Origin of the sequence: Streptomyces sp. C36, assembly GCF_040932295.1 — a bacterium.
In the GTDB taxonomy this organism is placed as follows: domain Bacteria; phylum Actinomycetota; class Actinomycetes; order Streptomycetales; family Streptomycetaceae; genus Streptomyces; species Streptomyces triculaminicus.
In genome coordinates this window covers 1-1740 of record NZ_JBFQGI010000026.1, presented here as the reverse complement: position 1 = coordinate 1740, position 1740 = coordinate 1, and the positions used below count along the sequence as shown (strand labels likewise).

The 1740-nt window shown below is 69.3% G+C and carries 1 protein-coding gene; it reads right to left on the bottom strand.

Annotated elements, in window-relative coordinates; all coding sequences use genetic code 11:
* Positions 1-172: 172 nt before the first annotated feature.
* On the bottom strand, positions 173-1639 hold the full coding sequence (locus AB4K12_RS31225) for a multicopper oxidase domain-containing protein (protein ID WP_368438173.1): 1467 nt from the start codon (positions 1637-1639) through the stop codon (positions 173-175).
* Positions 1640-1740 lie beyond the last annotated feature (101 nt).

Sequence of the window (1740 nt, the reverse complement as noted above, 5' to 3'; positions counted from 1 at the left end):
TGACCCACGCGAAACGGCGGACCCCTCCGCGCCTCCCCGCTGTCGAAGAGCGGCGGAGGCGCGGAGGGGTGAGGGAACAGGACGCCGGGCGGCCAGGACGCCCGGCGCCCTGTGCGTCGGACGTCCCGTCGTCACACGAGGACGTCACACGACGCGAAGGTACGCGGGCGCGTCACACGACGCGGAAGTTCGCCATCATTCCCATCGCCGCGTGGTCGAACATGTGGCAGTGGTAGACGTAGGTGCCCCGGTAGCCGGTGAAGGTCGCCTGAATCTTGACCGTCTCGCCGGCCTTGACGCTGACCGTGTCCTTCAGGCCGCTGTCGTTGCCGGAGACGACCGGCTGGCCGTTGCGCTCCAGCACTCGGAACTGCACCAGGTGCATGTGGAAGTTGTGCGGCGCGCGGGCGTTGGCGTTGTGGACGGTCCAGATCTCCGTGGCGCCGTACTGGATCTCGGTGTCGATCCGGTCCATCTCGTAGATCTTGCCGTTGATGTACGCCTGGGCGTGCTCGCCGCCGGTCTCGTCCATCAGCAGCTCGATGTTCCGCTGCACCGTGGCGGCCGGCAGCGCAGGCAGCGTGCGCAGGGTCGCCGGGACGGTGCTGGTGTCCGTGGCCGTACGGGTCACGCGGAACTGCATCACCTTGCCGACGAGGTCCATCGGGGTGCCGGGCGGGCCGGGCTCGGTGTTCTCCACGACGAGGGTGGTGCCCACCGGGTACTTGGAGAAGTCGATGACGATGTCGGCGCGCTCGCCCGGGGACAGCGCCAGCGAGGTCGTCGTGTAGGGCTTCTCCAGCAGGCCGCCGTCCGTGCCGATCTGCGTGAACGGGGAGCCGTCGGACAGCTTCAGGGTGAAGAACCGCACGTTGGCGGTGTTGTAGAGGCGGAAACGGTACTTGCGCGCCGCCACCTCGAAGTACGGCCACGGCTTGCCGTTGGCCAGGATCACCGTGCGGCCCGCGATGTCGCCCATGGTGTAGGCGAACTGCCCGGCGTCGTCGAAGCGGGCGTCGCGGATGGCGATGGGCACGTCGTAGCTGCCGGACGGCAGGTTGAGGTTCTTCTCGACGCTGTCCGTCAGGAGGTAGAAGCCGGTGAGGCCGCGGAAGACGTTCTCCGACTCCTCGTGGTGCGCGTGGTCGTGGAACCACAGGTTCGCGTGCGGCTGGTCGTTGGGGTACGTGTAGGTCTTCGTACCACCGCCCGGCGCGAGGACGTCCATCGGCGAGCCGTCGCTGGACTCGGGGACGTGGGCGCCGTGCAGGTGCACCGAGACCGGGACGCCGAGGGCGTTGGTCTGCCGGACCACGACCCGCTGCCCGGACTCCGCCTTGATCACGGGGCCGGGGAAGACGCCGTTGTACGCCCGCACCCGGGTCAGCTTCCCGGGCAGGATCTGGGCGTTGGCCTCCTTCATCGTGACGTCGTAGTAGCTCGTCGTCCCCGAGACGGACGTCGGCTTCAGGACCGGCGGCACCGGCATCTTCTGCTGGAACTGCGGGATCGTCGTCGGGTCGAGGTCCGTGGCCGCGGCCGTGGCCGTGGGGCTCAGCGCGGGCACCAGCAGCCCGGCGCCGCCGATGGCGCCCGAGACCGCCGCGCCGGCCTTGAGGAAGGATCTGCGTTGGATCATGGTTCCCCCCAGGGGCGAGAAAAGGGCTGAGGATGTGGGCGCGGCCACGCCGGACTGGGCAGGCGTGGCCGCTGTTCGGGGTGTGGCGCGGGTTACTGAGC

Bases quoted from the DNA above. Each gene is read 5' to 3' on its own strand.
- AB4K12_RS31225 (WP_368438173.1), bottom strand. From the start codon at position 1,639: ATGATCCAACGCAGATCCTTCCTCAAGGCCGGCGCGGCGGTCTCGGGC.